Consider the following 25,689-nt stretch of genomic DNA (forward strand, 5'->3'; position numbering starts at 1 on the left):
TGTCTTGCGGCCTGTCTTGCGGCCTGTCTTGCGGCCTGATTTTCGGCCCGTCTTGTGTACTGCCAGGTGTGCTCCCGACAGCCGGCGCGGCAGCGGCTGCCACGCCGGCGTCCGGGCATTCATGCGTCCGGGCGTTCAGGCGTACTCGGGCGATGCCAGGCGCGTGAAGTCGAGCGCCACGTCGGTGACCGACTGCAGGGCCTGCGGCGACATGTCGCCGACGAGTTCCAGCACCGCCACGCCGTGCGGACCGATGGCGAAGGTGCCCAGTTCGGTGTAGACGCGGCTCACGCAGGCGAGGCCGGTCAGCGGATAGCTGCACTGGCGGCGCAGCTTGCTGGCGCCGTCCTTGCTCAGGTGGTCCATCATCACGAACACCTGCTTGGCGCCGATGGCCAGGTCCATGGCGCCGCCCACCGCCGGAATGGCATCGGGCGCGCCGGTATGCCAGTTGGCGAGGTCGCCGCGCTCCGAGACCTGGAAGGCGCCGAGCACGCAGATGTCGAGATGGCCGCCGCGCATCATGCCGAAGGAGTCGGCATGGTGGAAAAAGGCCGCGCCGCGCTCCAGGCGGATGGCTTCCTTGCCGGCGTTGATCAGGTCCCAGTCTTCCTGCCCGGGCTCGGCCGCCGACCATTGGCCGAGCACGCCGTTCTCGCTGTGCAGGATCACCTCGCGATGCTTGGGCAGGTGGTTGGCCACCAGGGTGGGCAGGCCGATGCCGAGGTTCACGTAGGCCCCGTTGGGGATATCGCGCGCCACGCGCGCGGCCAGCAGGTTTCTTGCCACTTGGTCCATGCGCCTCACCTCCCCCAAGTATTGATGGCCACGCCGGCCGGCACGACGGCCGGCACGCGCACGGCCGGCTCCGCGGCCGGCGGCGCGCCGTCGCGCAGCACCACGCGCTTGACGAAGATGCCGGGCGTGACGACGGTCTCGGGATCCAGTTCGCCCAGCTCGCACACGCGCCGGACCGCGGCGATGGTGGTGGTGGCGGCCATGGCCATCACCGGCGCGAAGTTGCGCGCGGTCTTGCGGTAGACCAGGTTGCCCCAGCGGTCCGCCGCCTCGGCGTTGATCAGGGCGACGTCGACGGCGATGGGAAATTCGAGCACGTAGTCGCGCGTGCCGATGCGGCGCGCTTCCTTGCCTTCGGCCAGCAGCGTGCCGTGGCCGGTCGGCGTGTAGAAGCCGCCGATGCCGCAGCCGGCCGCGCGCAGGCGCTCGGCCAGCGTGCCTTGCGGGATCACCTCCAGCTCGATCTCGCCGGCGCGGTACAGGCCCTCGAACACATGGGCATCGCGCTGGCGCGGGAAGGAGCACATCAGCTTGCGCACGCGGCGCGCCGCCAGCAGCGCGGCGAGGCCCGTGTCGCCATTGCCGGCGTTGTTGCTGACCACGGTGAGATCCCGCGCGCCCTGCTCGATCAGGGCATCGATCAGTTCGTCCGGCATGCCGGCGCCGCCGAACCCGCCGATGGCGACGGTGGCACCGTCGGCCACGTCGGCCACGGCCGCGCGCGCCGTTTCGTAAAGCTTGTCGATCATGTCTCGCGTCGTTGTTCTGTGGATGCGAGAAGGTTGCCACCGCGCCGCGCGACTCACAATTTCGCGATCGACAAGCACCCTTAGCGCCGCGTTAAGGCCAGGCTGCCGGCAGGCAGTGACATGGCACGCCGACGCGTGGCGATACGCGGCGCAGCGCGCGCCAGGATGCCTTGGCAGTTCGGATGGCAACGTAAGCGGAGATCGTGGCGATCATGGAAGCGCCGGCCCCGATGGCCGGCACGCGACGCCGCGCGGGCGCGCGGCGAAGGACGGTGTCAGCGCGGCGCCACCCCGTCAGGCAACGCCGCTACGGTTCTACACCGCTAAACCGCTACACCGTTGCTCCGCTACGCCGCGCCGCCACCCGGCGCGTAGCGCCCGATCAGGCGGTTGGCGAACTCGCGCGCGAAGCTGGACAGGCCTTCGAGATCGCGCGCGCAGAGCTGGAAGGTGCGCACGGCCCAGTCGTCGAGCAGGTCGCAGCTGCCGAGCGGCTGCTCGCCGCGCAGGCGCGCGAAGGCGGCCTTGGGCATGATGGCGATGCCGGCGCCGGCGGCCACCATGCGGCAGGTGGCGTCGTAGCTGGCCACGTGGACGCGGATGGTCATCGGCTTGTGCAGCGCGCCCGCCGCGCGCGTCAGGAACATCTGGTAGGCGGTGGCTTCGAGCAGGGCCACGAAGGCGTACTCGAGCGACTGCTCGAACCACACCGCGGGCCGGGCCAGCAGCGGATGACCGAGCGGCGCCACCAGGATCAGCGCGCTCTTGACGAAGGGCACCGCCTGCAGGCCGGCCGTGGGCACGTTGCCGGAGATGATGCCGAGGTCGGCGCCGCCCTCGCGCACCACGCGCACGATGTCGTCGCTGAGGCGCTCGCGCACGTCGATGCGCACGTCGGGGTGGGTGGCGAGGTAGTCGCCGATCACCGGCGGCAGGTATTCGGTGATGGCCGTGGTGTTGCCCACCAGCTTGAGCTGCCCGCTCAGGCCCGCGGTGTAGGGCTGCAGGTTGCCGGTCAGGCGCTCCAGCTCGGCCAGCACCACGCGCGCGTGCTGCAGGTAGACCTCGCCGGCCGCGGTCAGCGCCACGCCCTGCGGCGAGCGCTCCAGCAGGCGCACGCCCAGCGTGTCTTCCAGGTTCTTGATGCGGTTGCTGACCGCCGGCACCGACAGGAAGGAGCGCTCGGCGCCGCGCGTCAGGCTGCGCGACTCCGCCACGTTGACGAAGAGGCGGAAGTCGGTGATATCGAAGGGAACAGCCATGCTGCAGGTCTCGCGGCTCGATCGTATTGCCCGGATGATAACCGCGCGACCCGCCGCGGCAACATGCGGGAAGACGCGGAAAGCTGCGGCAATACGCGGGGCCGCGCCGCGCTACCAGCCGGCCGGCTCGAAGCGGAAGCCCTGCCCTTCGCGGCGCACGTAGCCGCAGTACGGCTCGCCGAAGTGCACCGGCAGCACCAGCGCGCCGCTGTCGGCGGCCTGGTGCAGGAAGCCCAGGCGCGTGCTGCGCGCCAGGTCCGGGCGGATGCAGTAGCCGGAGTTCACGTCCGGGCGCACGATCTGCAGCGGGCTGTGCAGGATGTCGCCGCAGAACACGGCCTCCTCGCCGCGCGAGCGCACGCGGAAGGCGACCTGGCCCGGGCTGTGGCCGGCGGCGTCCTCCACCTGCAGGCAGTCGGCGATCTCCTGCCCGGGCACGATCATCTCGGCCAGGCCCTCGTTGACCACCGGCATCACGCTGTCGAAGAAGGACTCGCCGAACACGTCGACCACGCCGGGCTCCTTGTTGCGGCCCTGCTCGCAGAAGACGAAGTCGTCCTTGGGAATGTAGTAGCGCGCATTGGGGAAGGTGGGCACCCAGCGGTTGTCCTGCCAGGTGGTGTTCCAGCCCACGTGGTCGGCGTGCAGGTGCGTCATGACGACGTGGGTGACCCGCTCCGGCGGCGCGCCGGCCGCGGTCATCCATTCGCGCACCAGGGTGTTCAGCATGTTCATGCGCGCGATGCCGGGCCGCGGCTTGAAGTTGCCCACCCCGGTATCGACCACGATGATGTGGTTGCCCGCGTGCACCACCCAGAACTGGATCGTCACGATGAGCTTGTTCATGTGCGGGATCCAGTGGTGCGGCGCCATCAGGCCGGCATTGGCGTCCAGCACCGAGCGGTCGATGTCGGGAAACAGGAAGGCGGGATCGTGGGTGGGGCCGGCGTATTCGAGGATGCGGGTGACCTTGAGGTCGCCGATGGTGCGGGACTGCATCATGGGGCAGTGTCTCCTGGCTTGTTCTGTGCGGGCATCCGCGGCGGGCAGCGGCCATGGAAACGGCCATCGAAGCGGTGGCGGTGGCCGTCGCGGCGCCATGCCCGCGCGCGGATGCAGGCCACAAGCATCGGCGATTTCCCCCCGGCGGCCAATTTCGCTTTGCGAAAGCCGGGTTTCAGGATGCTTTAGCAGGCACGCCGCGGGCCGCGCAGGCGGCGCGGCATCAGGCTCACGCTAGCCGCGCGCCCTGCCTTTGCCACCCTTGCCGCCCTTGCCACCGCCCTTCCCATCCTTCCCGCCCGTCGCCTCCTTCTCGCGTGGCGCCAGCTCGCCCACCTGCCCGGTGCACACCTCGCGCACGCAGCCGCGCAGCCACTGGTGCACCGGGTCGGCGTGCAGGCGCGGATGCCACAGCATGGAAACGGTCAGCTCGGGCGTGGCCACCGGCAGCGCGAAGCTGTGCAGGCCGGCGCGCAGGTTGCCGGTGTGGCGCTCGGGCACGCTGGCGATGAGATCGGTGGCGCGCGCCAGCGCGAGCGCGGTGGCGAAGCCGCCGACGATGGTGGCGACGTGGCGCGCCAGGCCCATGGCCTGCAGCGCGTCGTCGATGGCGCCCTTGTCGCGCCCGCGCCGCGAGACGCTGATGTGCTGGCCGGCGGCGTAGCGCGCGGCGGTGACCTTGCCGCGGCTGAGCGGATGCCCCTGGCGCACCACGCCGATGAAGCGGTCGCGGAACAGGGCCTGCACGCGCAGCTCGGGGCCGCTTTCCTCGCTGACCACGCCGGTCTCCAGGTCGACCGTGCCGTCGCGCAGCGGCGCGCTGTCCTTGTCGGGCTTCTGCACGAAACGCAGCCGCACGCCGGGGGCCTGCTGCGCGATGCGCGCGAGCAGGCCAGGGCCGAAGTTCTCGACGAAGCCTTCGCTGGTGCGCAGCGTGAAGGTGCGCTCGACCTGCGCCAGGCGGGGCCGCGCGGCGGGGCGCAGCACCGCTTCGACCTCCTGCACCAGCTGCCCGGCCTGCTCGCGCAGCGCCAGCGCGCGCGGCGTGGGCACCAGGCCGCGCCCGGCGCGCACCAGCAGCGGATCGCCGGTGGTGGCGCGCAGGCGCGCCAGCGCGCGGCTCATGGCCGAGGCGCTGAGGCCCAGGCGTTGCGCGGCGCGCGCCACGCTGCCTTCGTCCAGCAGCACGTGCAGGGTGAGGAGGAGATTGAAGTCGGGCGTGCTCATGGCGCCATCTTGGCGCCGCCATGAGATGGCGTCAAATGCAGGAATACCTTGCGATCCATGCGCCTTCCGCCTGCGCTCGCCGAGGCCTAGGCTGTTGCCCCATGGCCTGCCCCCGCAGGCGTGGAGACCTGATGACCACTTTCCGATCGATCGACGCCGGCAGCGAGCCACCGGCATCCGGACGCAACCGGGACCGCGCTTCGCCGCGGCTGGCGCTGGCCGGGCTGTCCTTGTCCATGCTGCTGTCCTCGCTCGGCACCAGCAGCGCCAACGTGGCCCTGCCGGCGCTGGCGCAGGCCTTCGCCGCGCCGTTCCAGGCCGTGCAGTGGGTGGTGCTGGCCTACCTGCTGGCGGTGACCGCGCTGGTGGTCAGCATGGGCCGGCTGGGCGACCTGGCCGGACGCCGGCGCCTGCTGCTGGCCGGCCTGCTCCTCTTCGCCGCGGCCTCGGGGCTGGGCGGGGCCGCGCCGGCGCTGGGGTGGCTGGTGGCGGCGCGCGCGCTGCAGGGGCTGGGCGCGGCCATCCTGATGGCGCTGACGCTGGCGCTGGTGGGCGAGGCCGTGCCGCAGGAACGCGCCGGCAGCGCCATGGGCCTGCTCGGCACCATGTCGGCGGTGGGCACGGCGCTGGGGCCTTCGCTGGGCGGCCTGCTGATCGCCGGCGGCGGCTGGCGTGCCCTGTTCCTGGCCAACGTGCCGCTGGGGCTGCTGGCGTGGTGGCTGGCACGGCGCGGCCTGCCGCCCGATCCCGACCGCAGGCAAGGCGGCGCCGGCCAGCTCGATCCGCTCGGCACGCTGCTGCTGGCGCTGGCGCTGGCCGCCTATGCGCTCGCCATGACCACCGGCCACGGCCGCTTCGGCCCGCGCAATGGCGCACTGCTGGCGGCGGCGCTGGCCATCGGCGCGCTCTTCGTGCGGGTCCAGGCGCGCGCGGCGGCGCCGCTGCTGCGCCTGGGCATGCTGCGCGAGCCCGTGCTGCGCGCGGGGCTGCTGGCCAGCGCGCTGGTGGCCACGGTGATGATGGCGACGCTGGTGGTGGGCCCCTTCTACCTGGCGCGCGGCCTGGGCCTGGATGCGGCGCGGGTGGGGCTGGCGCTGTCCGCCGGTCCGCTGGTGTCGGCGCTGGGCGGCCTGCCCGCGGGACGCCTGGTCGACCGCTACGGCGCCGCGCGTGCGGTCGCGGCCGGGCTGGCGGCGATGGTAATCGGCACGGCGCTGCTGGCACTGCTGCCGGCCACGCTGGGCGTGGCCGCCTACCTGGCCGCGATCGTGGTGGTGACGGTGGGCTACGCGCTGTTCCAGGCGGCCAACAATACCGCGGTGATGCGCGGCATCGGCGCGGACCGGCGCGGTGTCGTCTCCGGCCTGCTGAACCTGGCGCGCAACCTCGGGCTGGTCACCGGCGCCGCGGTGATGGGCGCGGTGTTCGCCCATGCCGCCGGCGGCGGCGATATCACTGCCGCGCCACCCGCCGCGGTGGCGGCAGGCATGCGGGCGACCTTCTCGGTGGCGGCCGGGCTGGTGGGCCTGGCGCTGGTGGTGGCACTGGCGGCGCGGGCCCGCGGCGAGGCGCGCGGCTGAAGCGATGGCCGCGCAGCCCCGCGCGGCTCTCGCCCCCCTGTCCGGGCCACGACCGCTCGCCAGCACGACGCCATCGTCGCCCGTCCGCTGCGTGCGCGCAGACGGCGCCCCATCGCCATGTTACGTAACGCGTAACACGTATCCGTCTAAGCGCTAGCCCATACCCGGTGCCCGCCATGCCTTGCCTGGCGCCTGCCGGCGGCGGAGCGCGGACAGGCGCGGCCGCCGGCCGGGGCAATGGCACGCATATTGCGATTCTCCTTTCCCTTGGAACGTCCGCCGCGGCGAGCCGACTCACCGATACTACGGATCAGGACAAAGGGAAGCATCATGAACAGGAACGACAAGCCGGGCCGCAAGGGACCCAAAGGACCCAGAGGACCCAGAGGACCCAAGGGGCTCTGGATGGCCGCCGCCATGGCGGCGGCCTTGCTGGCCGGTTGCGCCGGCAGCGCTGTGCAGAACGACGGCGCGCCCGCCGCCCGGCCGGCGGCGGGCGGCACGGCCAACGCCGCCAGGCCCGACGAGGCGGCGCTGGCCACCTCGGCGGCGGCACGCGCCGAACGGGGGCGCACGCTGGAGCAGATCCAGGCGCTGCAGCGCGAGCGGCGCTACTACGCCTCGCTGGCGCATATCGCGGCCTACCAGCAGCGCTTCGGCGCCGACGCCGACCTGCTGGCGCTGCGCGCCGCCGCGCTGCGCGAGACCGGGCAGGAAGCCGAGGCGGCGCAGGCCTACCGCGACCTGAACCGCCAGGGCAAGGCGGTGGACAGCCACTATGGCCTGGGCATGATCGCCACGCGCCAGGGCGACTTCGCGCTGGCGGCCGGCGAGCTGCGCCAGGCGCTGGCGCTGGAGCCGCTGAACCCGCAGATCGCCAGCGCGCTGGGCTATGCGCTGATGCGCGCGGGCGCGCTCCAGGAGGCCAAGGCGCCGGTGATGCAGGCGCTGGAGCTGGACGGCGCCAGCCCGGTGGCGGTGAGCCGCGCGGCGATCTGGCTGACGGCCAGCGGCCGCCGCCACGATGCGCAGTCGCTGGTACGCGTGGCCAAGCTGCCGGCGGCGGCGCGGCGCGAGGTCGACAAGGAATCGGCGCTGGTGGCGCAGGCGGTCAGGAAGCAGGCCCTGCGCGCGGCGCAGGAGGCTCGTTCGGCCAACTCGGCCAACTCGGCCAACTCGGTGCCGCCGGCCCAGCCGGCACCGGCTGCGCCGGCCGCCGCCACGGCACAGTCGCAAACGCTGGCCCAGGCCCAGCCCCTGGCGCGCAGGCCGATCAAGATCGTGCTGACGCCGACCGCGCGCCTGGCCGTGGCCGGCCAGGCGATCCCCGCCGTGCCGGCGGCGGGCGCCACCACCACCGTGGCGGCCAGCTCGGGCGGCAACTGACGACGGGCGGGCACGGCGGGCACGGCGCCGGCCGGGAGCGGCTGGTAGCGGCTGGCAGCGGCTGGTAGCGGCAGGCGCACCTGCCGCTGCCGCCGGCACAGCCTGTGCCGGAGCGGGAATGCGGAGACGGCCGCAAGCGGCGGCCACGCGGCACGGCTAGAATGTGGCGATTGCCTCGCCTGGCGCGCCGACGGCACGCCTCGGGCAAACCCCGCCCGCAGGCGGCAAGGACGCGGCAGCCACTGCCTCGCTCCCGCCAGCCGGCACCCACGCTCTCCTCTCCCAGGACCCGCGCCATGCACCTGTCGTCCGCCATCCCCATCCTGCGCATCTTCTCGGTCGAGCACGCCAAGGCCTTCTACCTCGACTTCCTCGGCTTCACGCTCGACTGGGAGCACCGCTTCGAGGCCAGCTTCCCGCTGTACGCGCAGATCCGCCGCGACGGCCTGACGCTGCACCTGAGCGAGCATCACGGCGACAGCACGCCGGGCTCGACGGTGTTCGTGCCGGTGCAGGACATCGACGCGCTGCATGCGGAACTGGCCGCCAAGGACTATCCCTATGCCCGTCCCGGCATCGACACGCTGGACTGGGGACGCCAGCTGCAGGTGGCCGACCCCTTCGGCAACCGGCTGCGCTTCTGCGAGCTGAACCCGGATTGAAGCAGGGCCGCCACCGCCCACTCCCTCGACGCCACCCCCAGCGAGTCGCCATGTCCTTCCTGCCCTCCCGTCTCCCCATCATCCAGGCCCCGATGGTGGGCTCCCTGAGCCCGCTCGCCATCGCCGTGTGCGAGGCCGGCGGCCTCGGCTCGCTGGCCTGCGCGGCGCTGTCGCCGGCGCAGCTGCGCGAGCAGATCGCGGCGATCCGCGCGGCCACGCCGGCGCCCTTCAACGTCAATTTCTTCAGCCACACCGCGCCGCCGCCCGACGACGCCGCCCAGGCGCGCTGGCGCGAGCAGCTGGCGCCCTACTACGGCGAGATCGGCCTCGAGCTGTCGGCGGCCGGCAGCGGCCCGGGCCGGGCGCCCTTCGACGAGGCCATGTGCGCGGTCGTGGAGGAGACCCGGCCGCCCGTGGTCAGCTTTCATTTCGGCCTGCCGGAAGCCGGCCTGCTGCAACGGGTACGGGCCACCGGGGCCATGATCCTGTCGTCCGCCACCACGGTGGAAGAGGCGCGCTGGCTGGAAGCGCGCGGGGTCGACGCCATCATCGCGCAGGGCAACGAGGCGGGCGGCCACCGCGGCATGTTCCTGACCGGGGATATCCATGCGCAGCCGGGCCTGTTCGCGCTGCTGCCGCAGATCGTCGACGCGGTGCGCGTGCCGGTGATCGCTGCCGGCGCCATCGCCGACGGGCGCGGCGTGGCCGCTGCCTTCGCGCTGGGCGCGAGCGCCGCCCAGATCGGCACCGCCTACCTGCTGACGCCGCAGGCCGGGCGCTCGGCGCTGCATCGCGCCGCGGTGCGCGCGGGACGCGACGACACCACGCGCCTGACCAACCTCTACACCGGCCGGCCCGCGCGCGGCCTGCTGACGCGCTTCATGCGCGAGCAGGGCCCGATGAGCGAGGTGGCGCCCGCCTTTCCGCTCGCCACCGGCGCCGTCGACCCGCTGCGCGCGGCCTTCGAGAAAGCGGGCCGCGACGACTTCTCGGTGCTGTGGTCGGGCGAGGCGGCCGCGCTGGCGCGCGAGACGGATGCGGGCGACCTGACGCGCGAGATCTGGGAAGCGGCGCGCCGCTGCGCCGGGGGCGTGGACGCGGCACTGGCGCGCCAGCTGGACACGGCCCGCGCCGGCTGAGCGGCTGAGCGGCTGCAGCACCGGCGGGACACAGCCGGCCCGGCACCCGCCCGGCGCGCCAGCGGCGCCGGCATGCAGCGCAGTATCATCGTTGCCGGCAGCGTCCCGCGCTCTTGCGGCACCCCTTTAGCGGGCACCTTGCCGGACCGCTTACCGCCGTCCTTGAGCGCCGTCCTTGAGCGCCGTCCCTGAGCGCCGCCCCACATCGCCCCCGCCATGGCAGACGACACACCGCCTCCGCCCAGCCAGACGGGCGCCGGACCGGCGCCACCGCTGGCCATCGTGCATGGGCACTTCGACGTGAGCGTCGCGCCGGCGGCCGGCCAGCTGCTGGCCTGGCGCGAGCGGCTGGGCATGATCATCGACGTGCTGCCTTCGCGCGCGACCATCGCCCTGCCGTTCCGCGGCGTGATGGACCGCTACGAGGTCGGCGACCTGCTGTTCACCGACTCCGAGACCGACCAGGTCACGCAGGAACGCACCATCGCCCGCATCTCGCGCGACAACCTGCGCCGCATCGCCTTCCACATGGTGCTCAGCGGCGCCAACGGCTGCGTGGTGGGGCGGCCGGCCAACCGTGCCGGTTCAGCGCAGGAAGTCGGCATCCTGGCGATCGACCTCGACCAGCCCATCTTCGCGCAGCGCGACGCCTGCCGCCACGCCACCTTGTTCGTGCCGGGCACACGCCTGCAGCACCTGTTCCCCGACCCCGGCGCGCTGCACGGGCGAGTGCTCGGCCCGCACCAGCCCACCGTGCGCCTGATCCTCGCGCGCGCGCTGCGCCTGGCCGACGGCATCCGCCACCTGCCCGCCGAGGCCGCCTGCCGCGAGCTGCTCGCCCTGGTGGAGCTGATCGCGGCCGCCTACGCCGAGGCCGCCGGGCTGCGCGGCGGCAAGCGTGCCATCGCCCGCGCCATGGCCTTCGACCACGCCCGCCGCTTCGTGCACGCCCACCTGACCGACAGCGAGCTGACCCCCGAGTCCGTGCTGCAGGCGCTCGGCCTGTCACGCCCCAGCCTGTACCGCCTGTTCCAGCACGAAGGCGGCCTGGGCGCCTACATCCGCCACCTGCGCCTGCGCGCGGCGGCCGACGACCTGGTGCGCTACCCCGGCCTGACGGTGCAGGAGGTGGCCTATGCCGTGGGCTTCCAGAGCGCGTCGGATTTCACGCGCGCGTTCCGGCGGGCTTATGGCATGGCGCCGCTGGAGATGCGGCACTACGGCGGCGCGCGGGACGGCGAGCAGGCGGAGTAAGCGGTGCGGCCCCATGCGGGGGCGGCAGGGCCGATGCAGGTGAAGGTCGTGTGGCGGACCACCCCTAGCGGCCTGATGGCCCTGACGGCCCTGACGGCCCTGATGGCCCTGACGGGCCCGGCGGACGCACACGCAGGATGGCTTGCGCGCGGTTCTTGACGCCGAGCTTGAGGTAGAGGTTCTTCAGGTGGAACTTGACGGTGTTCTCGGACAGGTAGAGCTGCTGCGACATTTCCCGGTTCGATGCGCCGCTGCACAGCAGGCGCAGGATCTCGCGCTCGCGCTGCGAGAGTTCGCCGTTGCCGGCGCCACCGGCGGGGAACGGGTCGGCCAGGCCAGCGGCCAATCCCGCAGCCGGGAATGCTGCCGGCAGTGCCGCCGCCACGGCGGCGGGCTCGGGCGGCGGCGCCAGCAGGCTGGCGACTTCGGCGCCTTCGTCGAGCAGGGCGCGCAGGCAGCCGCCGGCGCGCGCCGTCTCGCGGGCCTGCAGCAGCAGGCGGCCGGCCTGGCGCGGCTGGCCCTGGTAGTGCAGCAGCTGCGCCTGCAGCACGGACAGCTTGAGGCTCAGCAACGGCCGCGCCGGCGCCATGGCCTGGGCCGCCTCCAGCAATCCGGCGGCCTGGCTGAAATGGCGCTGGTACAGCGCCAGGCGGATGCGTCCGAGCACCGGCCCGCTCAACAGCTCCGTGACCGATAGCCAGCTGCCGTCGGGCGGCGCCTCCTGGCCGGGCGCCTGGCGCAGCAGCTTGTCCACCAGCGTGGCGTCGCCCGCGGCGGCCGCCATGCGCAGCCGCTCCCAGGCCACCATCTCGCGCACCACGCTCCAGCGGCTTTCGAAACCGATCCGTTCCAGCGTGTCGAGCGTGTCGCTGGCGCGCGCGGGGCGTCCGCGCAGCTGGTGCAGGCGCGCGATCGCCACCATCGAGAGGGCGACGAACTCCGGCACCGCGGCGCACGTGATGTCCTGTTCGAACTGGGCGGCCAGGGCCTCCGCGGCATCGAGCTGGTCGGCCTCGTAGCTGGCCCAGATGCGTACCGCCCCCAGCGCGGCGGCGGCCATGCCGCGTTCCAGGCGCGGCCGCAGGCCCGGCGGATAGGGCGGCGCGCCGGTGGCCTCCAGGGGCCGGGCGCGGATGACCTGCAGCAGGCAGCGCAAGGCGAGCGTGTAGCCCTGGCTGAAGGCGGCCTGGGCGCGTTCGTTGTGGCTGTCGGCCAGCACCAGCAGCCGGCGGATGTCCTCTTCCTGCCATTGGGCCATCGCGCGGAAGGCCAGCAGGTTGGCCGCGGCGCCACGCTCGAAGGCGACGAAGCGATCCGGCGCCGGCTCCTGCACCGCGGGCACGTCGGCCAGCCGGGCGGCCCCGCGCAGGTCGCCGCCGAACATGGCGGCCATGGCCAGCACGACGACCGGACTGTGCCCGGCCGCGCCGGCGCCCGCTCCCCCGTCCCCGCTGTCTCCGCTATCCCCGCTGTCTCCTGCCTTCCCGTCGCGCCCATCTTCCGCGCCGCTGCGCGCCAGGTGGGCCAGCAGCGGGTGCGGGCCGGCGGCGCGGCGCAGGAACACCAGCGCCCAGGCGATCTTGATGGCCAGCCCCTCGCGCTGGACGATCTCGTGCGGCGGCAGGCGGTCGAACCAGTCCACCACCGTGACCAGCTCGGCGCTGGTGATCAGGCGCGGTGCCCACCCGTCGAGGATCTCCATGGCGAGCGCGAATTCGCGTGCCTCCACCGCATGGAACATCGCCTCTTCCGGCGTGCCGTGCCGCGCATGCCAGTGGGCCGCGCGCCGGTGCACGGCGCTGGCCTGGTCCGGATCCTCGCGCGTCAGCCGCTCGGCGAGGAAGCTGGCGAACAGGCTGTGGTAGCGGTACCAGCCGGGGCTGCCCTGCAGGGCCTCCAGGAACAGGCCGGACTGCTCCAGCTGGCGCAGCCTGGCGGTGCCGTCCGCGCCGCCGGCCACCTCGTCGCACAGCGGACCGCTCAGGCGCCGCAGCAGCGCTGTCTTCTGCAGGAAATCCTGCATCTCCGGCGGCTGCATCGACAGCACGTTCTCCGACAGGTATCCGGCCAGCGCCAGCGGCTCGCGCTCGCGCAGGGCGTGCAGTTCGTCGAGGGCGCGCGCCATGCCGGGCCGCGCCATCGACAGCCGGAACAGTTGCAGGCCGGCGGGCCAGCCTTCGGTGCGGCGATGGATCGCGGCGGCGGTCTCGGCGTCGATGCCGTCCGCGTCCGCGTCGGCCTGCGCGCGGCCCCCCTCCGCCCCCAGGAAGGCCGCGGACTCGGCGGCGGAAAAGCGCAGGTCCTCGGTGCGCAGCACCATGGCCTGCTCGGCGACCAGCAGCGAGCTGAGGCCGATGTCGGGCAGGCTGCGCGAACCGATGAAGACGCGGCAGCGCGGCGGCAGCGCGCGCAGCAGGTCGCGCAGGAAACGCAGGATCACCGGGTTGTGCAGGCATTGCACATCGTCCAGGCACAAGGCTGCCGGCGTGGCGATGCGCGCGAGCTGCCCCAGCGTCCAGTCCAGCATCTTGTCGGCCGCCACGCGCGCCGCCCCGCCGGCCACGGCGGCGCCGGCCTGCTCGGCCAGGCGGGCGACCAGCGCGGCGAAATGGACTTCGAAGCGGTGCGGGTCGTCGTCGTCCTCGTCCAGCGTGAGCCAGCCGGTGGCCCAGCGGCGGGCGCGGCACGTGTCCATGGCCTGCTGCAGGAAGGTGGACTTGCCCCCGCCCAGCGAGGCCTGCACGATCACCACGCGCGGCGCGCCCAGCGCCAGCACGCGCTCCAGCAAGGCATGGCGCACGATGGCGCCGGGCCGTGCCGGTGGCGCGAACAGCTTGTGTTCGCGGATCTCCACGCCCGAGCCGGACGCACGGCGGCGCGGCGCGCCGGTACGGCTGCCGCGTTGCGGAGGGGCGGGAAGGTCGGCCACGGTCAGTGCGGGAGGGGATGGCGGGCGGGCAGGCTCGCCAACGAGCTTAGCGGCCGCCCTGCGCGGGGGCAAGCGGGGTTTCCCGCGGGACCCGGGCCGGCGCGCCGGCGGCGGCATCCGCCGCCTCACCGCGCTCGGGCAGCGGCGGCGACCAGCCGCCCACGCGCGCGAAGGCGGCCAAGGCGGCGAGGGGGTTGCAGCACAACGGTGCCAGCCCGGCGTAGCCGGCGCGCGGATGCTCCTGCGGGCAGGCCGCACCGGGTCCGGCCGGCTCTGCCATGGCGGCCATGGCTTCCACCGCGCTCATGCCGGCACCTCCGTGCGCGCGAAGGCGACATAGGCATCCAGCGCCGCCGGGTCGGCCATGGCATCGCGGCTGGCCGCCTGCTCGGGCGGGCGGCCCATCAGGATCTTGCGCACGGGCACCTCCATCTTCTTGCCGGTCAGGGTGTAGGGGATGCGCGCCATCGCCACCATCACGTCCGGCACATGGCGCGGGCTGCACAGGGTGCGCAAGCGCTGCGCGATGCGCGCGCGCAGCGCGTCGTCGAGCGGCACGCCGTCGCGCAGCCGCAGGAACAAGGGCATGAAGAAACGCCCGCCCGGCAGCTCGCAGCAGACCACCAGGCTGTCGGCCACCTCCTCCATCTCTTCCACCACGCGATAGATCTCGGCCGAGCCGATGCGCACGCCGTAGCGGTTGAGAGTGGAATCGGAGCGGCCGTAGATGTAGCAACCGCCCTGCGGCGTCAGGCGCATGAAGTCGCCATGGCGCCAGGTGCCGGGGAAGACCTCGAAGTAGGACTCGCGGTAGCGTGCCCCGTCCGCGTCGTTCCAGAAGCCGATGGGCATGGAGGGCGCCGGCCGCGTGACCACCAGTTCGCCGACCTCGTCGACGACCGGTTCGCCGGCGTCGTTCCACACCTCGACCGCCATGCCGAGCATGCGCGCCTGGATCTCGCCGGCATGCACCGGCAGCAGCGGCACGGCGCCGACCAGGCCGCTGCACAACTCGGTGCCGCCCGATTGCGAGGTCACCCAGAGGTCGCGCTTGACGCTGCGGTAGAACCAGTCGAAGGTCTCCGGCGTGCTGGGCGCCCCGCTCAGCACCACGCTGCGCAGGCGCGCGAGGTCGAAGTGCCGGCCCGGCTCGAGCCCGTCCTTCTCCATCATCTGCACATAGGTGGGGCTGGCGCCGAAGCTGGTGGCGCCGGCGTCCGCCGCCAGCCGCCACAGGCAGCCGGGGCCGCCATGCACCGGGCTGCCGTCGTACAGCACGGCCGCGGCTCCGGTCATCAGCGCGGCCACCAGCAGGTTCCACATCATCCAGCCGGTGGTGCTGTAGAAGAACATCACGTCGCCGGCGCGCAGGTCCATATGCAGGTGCATCAGCTTCAGGTGCTCGACCAGCACGCCGGTGTGGCCATGGACGATGGGCTTGGGCAGGCCGGTGGTACCGGACGAGAACACGATCCACAGCGGGTGGGCGGTATCCACGCGCGCATAGCAGAAGGCCGCGCGCGGCACCTCGGGCCCGGCCAGCAGCGCGTCCCAGGCCTGCACGCGGCAAGGCAGGGCCGGCAGGTCGGCCGGCACGCCGCTGCCCAGCACCGGCAGCCACACCAGCTGCTGCAGCGACGGCAGCGCCTGCGCGATCTGCACCACTTCGTCGCGGCGGGCGAAGTCCTTGCCGCCGAAGCGGTAGCCGTCGGCGGCGATCAGCACCTTGGGAGCGATCTGGCGCAGGCGGTCCACCACCGAGCGCACGCCGAAGTCGATCGCCGCCGACGACCACACCGCGCCGATGCTGGCCGTGGCCAGCATGGCGACGGCGCAGGCGGGCACATTGGGCAGGTAGGCGGCGACGCGGTCGCCCGGCTGCACGCCGAGTTCGCGCAGGCGGGTGGCGAGGCGGCGCACCTGGCTGCCCAGCTCGCGCAGGCTCATGGCGCGCAGCGGCTGCGCTTCGGTGGCGTGATGGAAGGCGATGCGCCCGCCCTCGCCATCGGCCTCCGCCTGTTCCTCGTGCCGCAGCACGTGCTCGGCATAGTTGACGCGCGCGTCGGGAAACCAGCGCGTATGCGGCATCGGCGCGCCGTCGGTGACGCGTGTCGCATCGCCGTCGTAGCGCACGCCGCACCAGTCCCAGATCGAGCGCCAGAAGGCATCGGGCTGCTGCACCGACCAGCAGTGGAGCGCGGCGTAGTCCTGGCACGGCTGGCCGCGTGCCTCGCCGAGCCAGTCCATGTAGCGCTGCAGGTTGGAGGCGCGCGCCTGCTCCGCGGCGGGGCTCCACAGCCACTGGCCTTCGCTCACCATGCCCCGCTCCTCTCGCGCAGCCGCGCCAGCGCGGCCAGTACCGACTCCGGCTCGGCCGTGGGCGGAATCGTGGCGTGGTCGAAGGCACCGGCGGGCGCCGCGGGCAGCGGCTCGCCCTGCCAGAAGCCGGCCGGCACCGCCACGCCGCTCAGCACGCCTTCGAGCGGCGCCGGCGCGATGACGAAACCGGGCAGATGTCCGCCCGGCAGCGCGATCGCCTCGGGCAGTTGCAGCCCGTAGCTCCAGCCGTAGTGCGCGGCCACATTGGCGACCGGCTGGTACAGCTCCAGGCACAGCGCGGCGCTGTCCGCATCCGGCCAGCGGCGGTCTTCCTTCAGCAGCACCGCATCGATGCCGCTGGCGCCGAAGTGGCGCAGGAAGTCGGCGCTGTAGGAGGCGGCGGCGTCGAGGCTGTCCTCATCGGCCTCATCGGACTCATCGTCCCCGCCTTGGCCCTCCCCCGCCACGCCGGCCGCGGCCGCCGCGAGCCGCAGCCACTGGCGTGGTGCGGGCAAGGCCAGCGCGATGAGCGTGCCGGGCAGCGCGGCGCGCAGCCCGGCCAGCAGCGCCGCCACCTGTTCGCGCAAGGCGGTGTCGGCAAGCCACACGCGCAGCGGGCCGGCCGGCCGTGCCGCCTTGTCCGCCATCGCCTGCCTTAAGCTCGACGAGGCCGACGCGGCAGGCGCACCCGGCGCCTGCGCGAGCAGCGCGCGCGCCACCTCGCCGGCCGGCAGCGTGACGACGTCGGAGCGCAACAGGCCCTGTGCCTGGCGCATCCAGGCCAGCGTCGCCGCCACGTCGCGCCAGGGCGCCTCGCCGCCGGCCAGCAGCCGGGCGGCGTAGCCGCCATGCTCGAGCCACAGCAGCCGCCGCGCCTGCGCGGCTTGCTTCAAGCTATCCATGATGTCTCACCTGTTTCGTTGCCAGGGCCTGCCGCCTGCCTCGCTTCCTGTGCGCTGCACCAGCATGCGGCGGGCCCGTGGAATGGACCGGATGCGCCGCGCCTCAGCGCGGCAGCGCCGGCGCGCCGCCCTCGAGCGCGGCCAGCCGCGCCTCCAGTTCGGCGATGCGCACATCCTTGGGGTTGAGCATGAAGGCGCCCTGCATCTGCTCGGCCGGCACCTTCACGCGCTGCCCCATGGTGGTCATGTAGATGGTCTTCGGATCGTCCCAGCTGCCGAAGTAAGGCAGGCCCGCCGGCGGTTCCGGCTTGACCCATTCACGGCAGAAGGCATCGAAGGGCTTGCCGCGCGCGATGCGCTCGCGGCGCGCCGCCGCGCGCAGTTCCGCGGTGGCCTCGGCATCCACCACCAGGGTCTGCGCGTCGTAGGCCACGCGGTAGATGTCGCGCGCGTTCTCGTGCGACATCAGGTCCTCGCGCAGGTCCTGCATGACCAGCTCCGGATCGCGTTCGAGCACGTCGCCGTAGCCGCCGCCCGAGCCCTGGCAGATCATGTAGATCTCGCCCTCGTTGCAGAGCTCGAAGGTCATGCCCATGTCGTGGCTGCTGTACTGCGCGCCAGGGATCGGCCGCTTGTTCATCAGCTCGACGATGTCGAACACCTCGACCGTCTTCGGCGCCGCCTTCAGCACCTCGAAGATATTGATGCCCTTGATCTTCATCAGCTGGTAGCTGGGGCAGGAATAGCCGCCGAACAGGCCCTGCGCCGACGGGAACTTGGAGCCCTCGCAACCGGTCATGAAGCCCCACAGGCCGGACCCGCGCGCGGTGGCGATCTGCTCGTAGCCCATGCCGCCGCGGTACTTGCCCCAGCCGATGCGGTCCTTGGCCAGGCGCTGGGCGCCGAGCCGGATGATGGGCGTGTCTTCCTCGGCCACCTCGTGCTCGCCGGTATCGCACATGAAGCCGAACACCGGCGAGATCGAGTGCTCGCCGTCGGCATGGCTGCGCGCGCCCTGGCCGTTGCCGTTGATGTCGGCGCAGAAGTTGCCGGTGACGTCGCCGTGCTGGGTCAGGCCGCCATAGATGAAGGTGGCGGCCTGGTCGTACTGCGAGGCGATGATGGCCGAGTAGCGGTGCGGCAGGCTGTAGCTCAGCTTGTTCATCGGGATGGTCCACACCACGCAGCCCTTGAACAGCGGCATCAGGCTCATCGCCTGCGGCATCTCGCCCTCGGCATCGAGGATGGAGTTGCGGTCGGTCAGGATCTCGATGGGCGACAGCACCGCCATGGTGTGCGGCAGGTCCGGCCAGATGTTCTGCAGCAGGCCGGTGCACAGCGCGGCCTTGAAGGAGGCCAGGTTGGTGTTGACCGAGCGGTTGAGGAACTGCGGCGAGGAGCCGCGGAAGTCCATGGTCATGCGCTCGCCCTTGACGGTGATGGCGCACGAGATCTTCTGCAGCGCGTTCTCGCGCAGCGTGGAGTCCATGAACTGCAGCACGCGCGTGGTGCCGTCGGGCAGCTCGCCGATGCGCCGCCGCATCTCGCCCTCGACATCCTCCAGGTGGGTGCGCAGCGTGCCGATCAGCGCGTCGCGGCCGTACTGGTCGAGGATGGCGATGATGCGCTCGCGCAGGCGCAGCACGGCGTGCAGCTTGACCTTCATGTCCTCGAGCTGCAGGCGCGGATCGCGCACCGAGTTCTGCAGGAAGGTGACGAGGTCGCGCTTGAGCTCGAAGTTCTCGACGATCTTGAACGGCGGCATCTTGATGCCCTCGTCGTACTTGCTCTCCGCCGCGGCCGGCAGGCCACCGGGCTCGGTGGCGCCGTTCTCGCCTTCGTGGATGGTCGAGGACAGCCAGCACACCAGTTCGCCGCGGTAGTACAGCGGCATCATCATCGACTGGTCGGTGTTGTGGATGCCTCCGTAGCGCGCGTCGTTGTGGATGAAGCCGTCGCCGTCGCGCACACCCACGGTCGGGTCGTTGGTCCAGTTCTTGACGATGAAGCGGATCGGATAGAAGCAGCAGGCGGCGAAGGCGATGATGCCGTGCGGCGCGATCATCGACAGGTCGCCCTGCGCGGTATAGATGGCGGTGACCAGGTCACCCCACTTGGCGCCCGGGGCGGCGCCCATCTGGTTGACCATGGTGAAGGCCTCGGACAGGGCCGCGTTGATCAGGCCGCGCACATGGTGGACCTGGTGCGGGTCGAGGCCGCGGCGCAGCACCGCATCCTCCTGCGGCGAGCGCGGCAGGACGCTGTGGTTGCGCATGATCTCGGGATCCGGGCCGAGGAAGAGCGTGTTGTCGGCGAGGAATTTGTCGAGCAGGGCGCGCTCTTCGGCATTGCTTTCGTGTGACATGCTGAACTCCGTCTCCATCTGTTCTGTCGTGTGCGCCGCCGTGGGCATCGTCGCCTGCATCGTCTTATGCATCGTGTGCGACGTCGTGCGCACGGCCTTGCGCAAGGTGTCGTGCGGCGCCTACCGGCGCAGGAACCAGGCACCGCCCTGCGCCACGGCGCGGTAGGTCCAGCCGGGTTCGACCAGATAGGTGGTGGCGCGCGTGGTGATCACGGCGGGGCCATCGATCTGCGTGCCTTCGGCGCGCGCGCGGTCGTCGTACACCGCGGTCTGCAGCGGTGCGTCGTGGCCGACGAAGTGGCACTCGCGCCAGGCCACCGGCTCCGGCGGGGCCAGCGGCTCGCCGCGGATGGCCAGGCTGGCGAAGCGGACCGAGGGCTGCTCGACATAGGCGCACACGCGCAGGGTATTGATGCGCACGCCGGTCTCCGGGCTCTGCGAGCCTTCGCCGAAGCGCTCGCCATAGCGCGCGTGGAACAGCTCCATCAGCTGCAGCACGTCGCGCTGCGAGCGCAGCCGCGCCAGCGGCGTGACCACCGCGGTCTGCACGCGCTGGTTGCCGTAGCGCATGTCCAGCTCCAGCCGGTAGCGGATCAGTGCCGGGTCGAGCCCCTGGCGCACCAGGTCCTCGCGCCCGCGCCGCTCCAGTTCCTCGACGCCGCGGTTGAAGGCGTCGAAGTCGCCGAAGAAGCTGCGCGTATTCGGGTTGAACAGCACGGTCCAGGTGTTCATCTCGTGGATGTGCATCTGGTTCACGGTGCCGGCGCCGCAGGCCGAGAAGGTCGAAGAGTACGGCGGTGCCAGCACCTTGCTGACGCCCAGCGCGGAAGCGATGCCGCAGGCATGCAGCGGACCGTTGCCGCCGTAGGCCAGCACGGTGAAGTCCTTGGGCTCGTAGCCGCGCGTGCGCAGCTCGGTGGCGATGCCGTTGGCCATGGCGGCGTCGACCTGCTTCTTGACCAGCTTGGCGGCCTCGATCACGTCGAGGCCGAGCTCATCGCACAGGGCGTCGCGCATGACCTGGCGGGCGCGCCGCACATTGAGCGGAATGCGGCCGTTGGCGTAGTGCTTCGGGTCGAGGTAGCCCAGCAGCAGGTCGGCATCGGTCACGGTGGGATGCTGGCCGCCGCGGTCATAGCAGGCCGGACCGGGATCGGAGCCGGCCGACTGCGGCCCGATCTCCACGGTCTTGTACATGCGCTCGTAGCGCGCGATGGAGCCGCCGCCGGCGCCCAGCGCCACCAGGTGCACCATCGGCACGCTGACCAGCCAGCGGTCGATCACCGGGTTGAAGTCATAGAACTTCAGCCCGCCCTGCACCACGATGCCGATGTCGAAGCTGGTGCCGCCCATGTCGGTGGCCACCACATTGCCCAGCTCGGCCGCGGCCGCCAGGTACTCGCTGGCGGCGATGCCGGAAACCGGCCCCGAGTGCACCGTCTGCAGCGCATCGGTGGAGTTGAGCTGGGCCATGCCGCCCGAATTGTGGTTGACCAGCATCGGCTTGAGGTAGCCCTGCTGGCGCAGGTTGAGTTCGAGCGTGCCCAGGCCGTGATACATGATCTGGTGCAGGAAGGCGTCGACGATGGTGGAGGTGGCGCGCGCGTACTCGCCCTTGCGCCCCACCACCTGGTGCGACAGCAGCACCGGCACCGCGCCCAGCATGTGGGCCGGGTATTCCTCCAGGAAGATCTCGCGCACGCGCAGTTCGTGCGCGGGGTTGACCACGCTGTTGGTGAACATGACCACCAGCGCCTGGGCGCCGGCGTCGACCAGCTCGCGGATGCGCAGCCGCACATCGTCTTCGTCCAGCGCCCAGAACACCTGGCCCAGGTAGTCGACGCGCTCGCGCACCTCGCGGATCATCGGGATGGGAACCAGGGCATCGGGGCGGGCGGCGTTCGGGATGTCCATCTGTTCCGGCTCGCTCAAGCCCTCGCCATAGCCGCGTGCACGCGACAGCGGTACGGTGTGCTTGAACCCGGTGGTGACCAGCAGGCCCACGCGCGGGCCCTTGCGCTCGATCAGCGCGTTGGTGCCCAGCGTGGTGGCGTAGCGCACCGAGTCCACCTCGGGCAGCAGCTGCTGGGGCGTCAGCGCGAGCTGCCGGCAGGCATCGGCCAGCGCGTCGTTGAAGCCCACGGCGAGGTTGTGGTGCGTGGTGAGGGCCTTGCCTTCCACGCACTGCTCGCCCCAGGCGACGAAGCAGTCGGTGAAGGTGCCGCCAATGTCGACGGAAACGCGTTTCATCTGTGGCTCCGTGGTCGGGTCAGGGGGTGGGGGTATCGGGCGTGGAAGGCGCGGAGCCGGCGTCCGCCGGCGCACCGAGGTGGCGCGGATGGTGCGCGGCGGCGTGCAGCGCACGCTGCAGCTTGACGCGCTCCAGCGCCAGGTCGGGCGCCTGCGCGGGCTCCTGCATCTCGGGGCGGTCCTTCCACTGCGCCTTGAGGGCGTCGATGTCGAGTTCGATGTCGTGCAGCGGCGGATGGCCGGGCGGCAGGTATTCGGCCTCCACCAGCGTGCCGCAGTCGGGGCAGTAGTACTCCAGGATGCGGCACCAGTCGGGATCGGGCGAATAGGTGCGGGCGTACAGGCGCGTATCCAGCAGCGGCTTGTGGATCTCGCGCGGATCGCGGTCGTACACCAGCAGGCCGCGCTTGTAGTTGTCGCGCGCGCTGCCGTGCACATGGCCGCAGCGGCGGCACTCCCACTGCTCGCTGTCGAGGTTGATGCGCAGGGTCTCGGTGATCAGGACGTTCATTGCACGCTCTCCGTGCCGCGGCTGAGCAGGATGTCGCCGCTGGCGTTGATTTCGAAGGTCCAGCCGGCATCGATGCGGCCGGTGAAGAAGGCTTCCTCCAGCACCGCGGGACCGGCGGCGCGCACCGCCACGCCCTTGGGCTGGTCTTCCACGCGGTACAGCGGCAGCTCGGACTCGCGGCCGCCCACGGCCACGCGGCGGCTGCCACCGGGCACGGCCGGCTGGCTGGTGCCGCCGAAGCGTCCCGTCATGGCGGGGCGGTCCATCGGCTTGACCGCCGTCAGCGAGAGCGACAGTGCCGCGCCCACGGGCAGGCCACGCGGCAGCGTCCGGGCCGCGCCGTCCGGCAGCGCATGGGCCTGGACCTCGCCGTCGGCCGTCACTGCTTCGAGGGTGTAGCGCAGCGCGCAGTCGTCGATGGCGGCGTCCTCGCCGAACATGGCGCGCTCGGCCTGCGCACGCAGGACCGTCGCGGCCTCCTGCAGGGCGGCGTCGCTGGCCTGCGCCAGCGGCGCCGACACGGTGTGGCCGACGTCCGAGAAGCCGATGCCGTAGGCCGAGAACACGGCTGCCAGGCCCGGGATCAGCACCTGGCGCACGCCGATCGCCTCGGCCACGCGGCAGGCCACCAGCGCGCCGGCGCCGCCGAAGGCCGCCAGCGTGGTGTCCGGGCGGATCTCTGCATAGGCCTTGAGGCTGTCGGCCACCTTGGCCACCCAGGCCGCTTCCATCGCCGCGATGGCCTCCTGGCCGCCCATGCGCAGCGGATCGGCGATATGGGTGTGCACGGCCTGCCGGGCACGCTCCTGGTCCAGGCGCAGCTTGCCGCCGAAGAAGGAATCCGGATCGAGCAGGCCGGACAGCAGGAAGGCGTCGGTGATGGTGGCGAGCGTGCCGCCCAGCCCGAAGCAGGCCGGTCCGGGCGCGCTGCCCACGCTGTCGGGCCCCACGCGGATCGCCTCGCCGTCGGCGCGCAGGATGGAACTGCCCCCCACGCCCGCGCTGACCACGTCGCACAGAGGGAAGGCCGTGGCCACGCCCTCGACGCGGCCGCGCCGGTCGGCGCGCACGCCGTCGGCATCGACCAGGCCGATGTCCGTGGTGGTGCCGCCGATGTCCATCGACAGCAGGTGGCCGAAGCCGTAGTGCGCGGCCAGCACGCGCGTGCCCTCCATGCCGCCGCGCGGCCCCGAGCTGTAGGTCTTCAGCGCGATGGTCTTGGCCACCCGCCCGGCCAGGCCGTCGTTGCGGAAGACCAGCAGCGGGCTCTGCGCGCGCGCCTCGCGCAGCTTCTGCTCGGCGCTGTACAGGAAGCGCTCCATGGCCGGGTGCAGGAAAGCGTTGAGCAGCGCGGTCCAGGTACGGCGGGCGTCGTCCGCGTCGTCGGCCACTTCGTGGGCGTAGAGGATGGGCAGCGCGCCCAGCAGATGCGGCGGGAAGGTGCGCAGCAGCTTGCGCTTGATCTGCTGCTCCAGGACGGCGCGGCGCGGGCCGCCGATCGCCACCACCAGGCGGTTGGCCCCCGCCGCCGCCAGCTCGCCGACCTGGCGCACCGCTTCGTCGTCCAGCGCATCGTCCTGCAGGCCGGTCGGCAGCGCCACGGCACGGTCGCCGAGCACGCTGTCGAACAGCGCGGCGGCGCCGTCGGCGGCGCGCACCTGCTCGACCGACAGCGTGCCGCCCACCACCAGGCCCAGGCGCGGCCCCTTGCGCTCGACCAGGGCGTTGGTGCCCTGCGTGGTGGAATAGCGGATGGCGGCCGTGGACAGCAGCAAGGCTTCCAGGTCCTCGCGGCCGTAGACGGCTTCCGAGGCCTTGCGCAGGCCGTCGAACAGGCATTGGGACAGGTCGTGCGGCGTGGTCAGCGTCTTGGTGCGGACCACCTCGCCGCCGCCCATCACGCAGATGTCGGTGAGGGTGCCGCCGTTGTCGATGTTGATCAGCAGCTTCCGCGCCGCGCCGGCGTGGGCAGGCGCCGGCGGCGTGCCGGCGGCGGGGTCGGGATCGTATGAGGTGCTCATGCGCAGTCTCGCTTTTCGAGGAGCAAAAGGACGCCTTCGCTCCGGCGCGAAGGCGGAGCGCGTGGCAGGTGGCAAGCGGTACGTCTGGTGCGTCAGGCAGCCGGCGCTGCGGCCGGCGCGGGGCGGCCGCTCAGGGACCGTGGCGGGCGGGGTGGTCGGTCATGGCTGTCTCCGGTGGCTTATCGTTGTGCCTGCAGTGTAGGCAGCGGGCGGCCGGCCCGCTCCCACCCGTCCGGGTAGTTCTGGCTTATAGGTTTCCCTGATCAGGGGGTGGGGAAGACGGGAGCGCGCTGTGCAGCGCCCCGCCCCTCAGCCGCGCAGCTCGGCGCGCACCGAATGCGCGCGCCGGTGGGCGCCCGGCGGCTGGCCGGTGTGGCGCCGGATCAGGCGCCGGAAGGCGGACATGTCGTGATAACCGCACTGTTCGGCGATCGCCGTCAGGCTCAGCGTGCTGACTTCCAGCAGGTGGCAGGCGCGCTCCACGCGCAGCCGGTGCAGCAATTGCAGCGGCGAGGTGCCCAGGGTCTTGGTGAAATGCCGCAGCAGCGTGCGCTCGCTGGTCGAGGCGGCGGCGGCCAGCCTGGCCAGGTCGAACGGCTCGTGCAGGTGCTGCTGCAGGTAGCGCCGCGCCCGCAGTACCACGCTGGTGCGGATGGCGGGCTTGCTGCGCAGCCAGATGGCGGTGGACTCGCCGCGCGACGGGTGGTCGAGCACGGCCTTGCCGAGGGTGCGTGCCAGCCGGGTGTCGGCCAGGCGGCCGACCAGGCGCTGCGTGAGCGCCACGCCGTGCTCCATCGCGCGCGCCGTCAGCACGTTGCCGCTGCTGACGATGGCCTGCTCCGCCACCACCTTCAGCTGCGGGTAGTTGCCGTGCAGCCAGCCGGCGATCAGCCACGTCACCGTCAGGCGCCGGCCGGAGGGCAGCGCGCCGGCCAGCAGCGCCACGCCGGTGAAGGACGAGGCCACCAGCCTGCCGGCGTCCAGGTAGCGCCGGATGGTGGCGCGTTCCCACTCCAGCAGGGCCAGGCGCTGCTCCAGCGTGCTGATGTGGTCGAAATGCAGGGGCGGGACGACCAGCGCGTCGCCCAGCGCGGCGTCGTCCGCCGGCAGCGGCTGGCAGCGGCAGGCCAGGGTCTCGGCGGCGGCCTGCCAGCGGGCCGGGTCGCGCGCGACCAGCCGCCACCCGAACACCGGGCTGGCGGCATCGGCACGCTTGCCGGCATGCATGGAGGCGAGCGCATTGGCCACGCCGAGGGTGTCGGCGACGGTCGCCAGCGTGGAGAGGCCGGCGTCGGGAAAGGTCAGCAGGTCGATGGTCGGCATGCCGCAGAGT

At 72.4% G+C, this 25,689-nt stretch carries 19 protein-coding genes; 5 read left to right on the top strand and 14 right to left on the bottom strand.

The features are described 5' to 3' along the window. Nucleotides 1–135 precede the first annotated feature (135 nt). The 5 genes from BKK79_RS10660 to BKK79_RS10680 all read right to left on the bottom strand — a co-directional run bounded on the left by BKK79_RS10660 (nt 136) and on the right by BKK79_RS10680 (nt 5,038). A complete protein-coding gene (locus tag BKK79_RS10660; protein WP_071010570.1) occupies nt 136–798 on the bottom strand; it encodes a 3-oxoacid CoA-transferase subunit B in 663 nt (220 codons plus the stop codon). 5 nt (nt 799–803) lie between these two features. Beyond that, nucleotides 804–1,547 carry a 3-oxoacid CoA-transferase subunit A gene (locus tag BKK79_RS10665; RefSeq protein ID WP_071010569.1) on the bottom strand — a complete coding sequence of 248 codons (744 nt, stop codon included), beginning with the start codon at nt 1,545–1,547 and terminating at the stop codon, nt 804–806. Nucleotides 1,548–1,894: 347 nt separating this feature from the next. Further along, a complete protein-coding gene (locus BKK79_RS10670; RefSeq protein ID WP_071010568.1) occupies nt 1,895–2,809 on the bottom strand; it encodes a LysR substrate-binding domain-containing protein in 915 nt (304 codons plus the stop codon). Between the two features lie 111 nt (nt 2,810–2,920). Beyond that, entirely contained in the window at nt 2,921–3,811 is an 891-nt protein-coding gene (locus tag BKK79_RS10675; RefSeq protein WP_071010567.1) for an MBL fold metallo-hydrolase, read from the bottom strand. A 234-nt stretch (nt 3,812–4,045) separates the two neighbouring features. Continuing rightward, entirely contained in the window at nt 4,046–5,038 is a 993-nt protein-coding gene (locus BKK79_RS10680; protein ID WP_084084667.1) for a LysR family transcriptional regulator, read from the bottom strand. 131 nt (nt 5,039–5,169) lie between these two features. Here BKK79_RS10680 and BKK79_RS10685 point away from each other — a divergent pair, with 131 nt between their 5' ends. From BKK79_RS10685 to BKK79_RS10705, 5 genes are all read left to right on the top strand, one after another. Beyond that, the gene (locus tag BKK79_RS10685) at nt 5,170–6,618 is read left to right on the top strand and encodes an MFS transporter (protein ID WP_071037681.1); all 1,449 of its coding nucleotides are present in this window, start codon (nt 5,170–5,172) and stop codon (nt 6,616–6,618) included. 405 nt (nt 6,619–7,023) lie between these two features. After that, nucleotides 7,024–8,004 carry a hypothetical protein gene (locus tag BKK79_RS10690; protein WP_071037682.1) on the top strand — a complete coding sequence of 327 codons (981 nt, stop codon included), beginning with the start codon at nt 7,024–7,026 and terminating at the stop codon, nt 8,002–8,004. 296 nt (nt 8,005–8,300) lie between these two features. Beyond that, a complete protein-coding gene (locus BKK79_RS10695) occupies nt 8,301–8,666 on the top strand; it encodes a glyoxalase superfamily protein (RefSeq protein WP_071010564.1) in 366 nt (121 codons plus the stop codon). A gap of 50 nt (nt 8,667–8,716) precedes the next feature. Next, the gene (locus tag BKK79_RS10700; RefSeq protein WP_071037683.1) at nt 8,717–9,805 is read left to right on the top strand and encodes an NAD(P)H-dependent flavin oxidoreductase; all 1,089 of its coding nucleotides are present in this window, start codon (nt 8,717–8,719) and stop codon (nt 9,803–9,805) included. A 216-nt stretch (nt 9,806–10,021) separates the two neighbouring features. Then, nucleotides 10,022–11,059 (top strand): helix-turn-helix transcriptional regulator, encoded by a 1,038-nt coding sequence (locus tag BKK79_RS10705; protein ID WP_084084669.1) that lies wholly within the window; start codon nt 10,022–10,024, stop codon nt 11,057–11,059. A gap of 64 nt (nt 11,060–11,123) precedes the next feature. On the opposite strand, the gene BKK79_RS10710 is transcribed toward BKK79_RS10705, so the two are convergent. From BKK79_RS10710 to BKK79_RS10750, 9 genes are all read right to left on the bottom strand, one after another. Continuing rightward, the gene (locus tag BKK79_RS10710; RefSeq protein ID WP_071037684.1) at nt 11,124–13,988 is read right to left on the bottom strand and encodes a LuxR C-terminal-related transcriptional regulator; all 2,865 of its coding nucleotides are present in this window, start codon (nt 13,986–13,988) and stop codon (nt 11,124–11,126) included. 46 nt (nt 13,989–14,034) lie between these two features. Next, nucleotides 14,035–14,295, bottom strand: coding sequence for a hypothetical protein (locus tag BKK79_RS10715; RefSeq protein WP_071010562.1), 261 nt, complete (start codon nt 14,293–14,295; stop codon nt 14,035–14,037). Next, complete coding sequence (locus tag BKK79_RS10720; RefSeq protein WP_071037685.1) at nt 14,292–16,307, bottom strand: acetoacetate--CoA ligase; 2,016 nt, start codon at nt 16,305–16,307, stop codon at nt 14,292–14,294. Before BKK79_RS10720 ends, BKK79_RS10715 begins: the two co-directional genes overlap by 4 nt. Continuing rightward, nucleotides 16,301–17,209 carry a hypothetical protein gene (locus BKK79_RS10725; RefSeq protein ID WP_071037686.1) on the bottom strand — a complete coding sequence of 303 codons (909 nt, stop codon included), beginning with the start codon at nt 17,207–17,209 and terminating at the stop codon, nt 16,301–16,303. Before BKK79_RS10725 ends, BKK79_RS10720 begins: the two co-directional genes overlap by 7 nt. A 103-nt stretch (nt 17,210–17,312) precedes the next feature. Then, the gene (locus BKK79_RS10730) at nt 17,313–19,574 is read right to left on the bottom strand and encodes a hydantoinase B/oxoprolinase family protein (protein WP_071038510.1); all 2,262 of its coding nucleotides are present in this window, start codon (nt 19,572–19,574) and stop codon (nt 17,313–17,315) included. A gap of 120 nt (nt 19,575–19,694) precedes the next feature. Next, nucleotides 19,695–21,824 (bottom strand): hydantoinase/oxoprolinase family protein, encoded by a 2,130-nt coding sequence (locus tag BKK79_RS10735; RefSeq protein ID WP_071037687.1) that lies wholly within the window; start codon nt 21,822–21,824, stop codon nt 19,695–19,697. 19 nt (nt 21,825–21,843) lie between these two features. Next, nucleotides 21,844–22,335: an acetone carboxylase subunit gamma gene (locus tag BKK79_RS10740; protein WP_071010558.1), complete on the bottom strand. Its 492-nt coding sequence runs from the start codon at nt 22,333–22,335 to the stop codon at nt 21,844–21,846. After that, nucleotides 22,332–24,356 (bottom strand): hydantoinase/oxoprolinase family protein, encoded by a 2,025-nt coding sequence (locus BKK79_RS10745; protein ID WP_084084673.1) that lies wholly within the window; start codon nt 24,354–24,356, stop codon nt 22,332–22,334. Before BKK79_RS10745 ends, BKK79_RS10740 begins: the two co-directional genes overlap by 4 nt. 309 nt (nt 24,357–24,665) lie before the next feature. After that, a complete protein-coding gene (locus BKK79_RS10750; RefSeq protein ID WP_071037688.1) occupies nt 24,666–25,679 on the bottom strand; it encodes a GlxA family transcriptional regulator in 1,014 nt (337 codons plus the stop codon). Nucleotides 25,680–25,689: the final 10 nt, after the last annotated feature.

This window comes from Cupriavidus sp. USMAA2-4 (assembly GCF_001854305.1).
GTDB lineage: Bacteria > Pseudomonadota > Gammaproteobacteria > Burkholderiales > Burkholderiaceae > Cupriavidus > Cupriavidus malaysiensis.

Coding starts and splice junctions, on each gene's coding strand:
- BKK79_RS10705 (WP_084084669.1), top strand. CDS start 10,022: ATGGCAGACGACACACCGCCTCCGCCCAGCCAGACGGGCGCCGGACCG.
- BKK79_RS10695 (WP_071010564.1), top strand. CDS start 8,301: ATGCACCTGTCGTCCGCCATCCCCATCCTGCGCATCTTCTCGGTCGAG.
- BKK79_RS10725 (WP_071037686.1), bottom strand. CDS start 17,209: ATGGATAGCTTGAAGCAAGCCGCGCAGGCGCGGCGGCTGCTGTGGCTC.
- BKK79_RS10700 (WP_071037683.1), top strand. CDS start 8,717: ATGTCCTTCCTGCCCTCCCGTCTCCCCATCATCCAGGCCCCGATGGTG.
- BKK79_RS10690 (WP_071037682.1), top strand. CDS start 7,024: ATGGCCGCCGCCATGGCGGCGGCCTTGCTGGCCGGTTGCGCCGGCAGC.
- BKK79_RS10750 (WP_071037688.1), bottom strand. CDS start 25,679: ATGCCGACCATCGACCTGCTGACCTTTCCCGACGCCGGCCTCTCCACG.
- BKK79_RS10720 (WP_071037685.1), bottom strand. CDS start 16,307: ATGGTGAGCGAAGGCCAGTGGCTGTGGAGCCCCGCCGCGGAGCAGGCG.
- BKK79_RS10675 (WP_071010567.1), bottom strand. CDS start 3,811: ATGATGCAGTCCCGCACCATCGGCGACCTCAAGGTCACCCGCATCCTC.
- BKK79_RS10735 (WP_071037687.1), bottom strand. CDS start 21,824: ATGAAACGCGTTTCCGTCGACATTGGCGGCACCTTCACCGACTGCTTC.
- BKK79_RS10685 (WP_071037681.1), top strand. CDS start 5,170: ATGACCACTTTCCGATCGATCGACGCCGGCAGCGAGCCACCGGCATCC.
- BKK79_RS10730 (WP_071038510.1), bottom strand. CDS start 19,574: ATGTCACACGAAAGCAATGCCGAAGAGCGCGCCCTGCTCGACAAATTC.
- BKK79_RS10670 (WP_071010568.1), bottom strand. CDS start 2,809: ATGGCTGTTCCCTTCGATATCACCGACTTCCGCCTCTTCGTCAACGTG.
- BKK79_RS10680 (WP_084084667.1), bottom strand. CDS start 5,038: ATGAGCACGCCCGACTTCAATCTCCTCCTCACCCTGCACGTGCTGCTG.
- BKK79_RS10740 (WP_071010558.1), bottom strand. CDS start 22,335: ATGAACGTCCTGATCACCGAGACCCTGCGCATCAACCTCGACAGCGAG.
- BKK79_RS10715 (WP_071010562.1), bottom strand. CDS start 14,295: ATGAGCGCGGTGGAAGCCATGGCCGCCATGGCAGAGCCGGCCGGACCC.
- BKK79_RS10745 (WP_084084673.1), bottom strand. CDS start 24,356: ATGAGCACCTCATACGATCCCGACCCCGCCGCCGGCACGCCGCCGGCG.
- BKK79_RS10665 (WP_071010569.1), bottom strand. CDS start 1,547: ATGATCGACAAGCTTTACGAAACGGCGCGCGCGGCCGTGGCCGACGTG.
- BKK79_RS10660 (WP_071010570.1), bottom strand. CDS start 798: ATGGACCAAGTGGCAAGAAACCTGCTGGCCGCGCGCGTGGCGCGCGAT.